The 1,523-nt window shown below is 42.0% G+C and carries 1 pseudogene; it reads right to left on the reverse strand.

Annotation, left to right across the window (positions count from 1 at the left end):
* Positions 1-1,523: pseudogene (locus ACFO3O_RS22490) on the reverse strand (T9SS type B sorting domain-containing protein); the annotation flags it as partial.

Below are 1,523 nucleotides of genomic sequence, written 5' to 3' on the forward strand. Positions count from 1 at the left end.
CCTCTACCGCAGCTATGGCTGTAGGTGAGGGTAATTGATTCACCACTAAGGTTAGGGTAATTAACTCATAACAGCCTGTTACCACATTCTCCACACGTACCCAAACGGTCTGTGAAGCAGGAATCATATTTTGATACATATCGGGTAAGGTAGGCATCCCAGCATCGGCATCTGCCTCTGTTAGGTAATAGCTCACTACCCAATCAGCATTGCCTGCAATGATTTCATCATCACGGCTACGCAGATCAAAAAGAGAGAATTCATCGGTATCACTACCACTGGCTAGATCATCACAAAGCTCATAAAACGCGGGTTGAACAGGGGTAGGCAATGGATTTACAATAAGTTCTAAATCTACTTGTGCCGAACAGAAGGTGGTGGCGCTTTGTGCAATATCGGTTACCACAGCAATGACTGTTGTGGTATTACTACTATGTGCCGTTGGGTCTGGAATGGCCACATTGGCATCTACCGAGGCTTGATCGACAAACCAAGTCACATCAAAAATCGTAGGATCGAGTCCGTCTAAAATCTGAGGCTCTTGCGAGGTGAGATCAAAAACAGCTACCCCATCGGCATTGTCATCACAAATCTCATAAGGATCAGGAGTCTCATTAGGCATTGGGGTATTTAAAATTACTAAGTTAAAGGGAACCACAGCAAAACAACCTGCAGCATTAAACACACGAGCGTATATCGTTTGGAAGAAAGGATCATTCACATTGATATACATCATGTTATCAATCTCTAATCCGACAGGAGCATTATCGGCATCATCTTGCGTAAGATAGTAGGCAACTGTAAGTGAAGTATCTCCACCCGTAATCTCGGCATCGGTATCTGAAAGAATAAAGAAATCGAAAATACCATCATTATCGGTATCACAAACTTCTAGATCTGCAGGAGTCACAGGAGTGGGTACTAAAAAGACTTCAACACGTAAGGCTTCGGTAGAGAAACATCCTGTAATATTATTGGTCACTCTAGCAAAAACAATCTGTGGATTGATCGTATTGGTAAAAGCTGTTGGGTCTGGAATAGACGCATCATCAGCATTAGCACCAGCTAAAGTAAGGTGATAGCTCACCGTTACTGTTGGATCAAAACCACCAGTAACTTCAATATCCTTTACCGTAAGATCCATCGTGGTAAGCTCATCAGCAGTACCATCTTCATCACACACTAATAAATCTGTAGGAGGTGTCGTGGATGGATTTAAGTTGATCTCTAGTAAAAACGATAAATTCGCAACATCAAAAGTCACACAGCCTGTAATCGTATTTTCGGCACTGTAAAAAATTTCTTGTCCAGCGGCGCCATTAAACAAAGTAGGGTTTGCAATGGCAATGGGTGGTGTCGCAAGATAATCGGCGGCAGAGGCATAATAACTCACTGCATAATCTGGATTTCCACCCGTGATCTCGATGTCTTTTGAGGTTAAATCAAAAATACCAAAATCAGCATCATCACTACATTCTATAAAATCAGAAACATCTGTATTTAATACTGGATTAGGAAGTACC

It is taken from the genome of Dokdonia ponticola (genome assembly GCF_042653865.1).
Classification (GTDB): Bacteria; Bacteroidota; Bacteroidia; order Flavobacteriales; family Flavobacteriaceae; genus Dokdonia; species Dokdonia ponticola.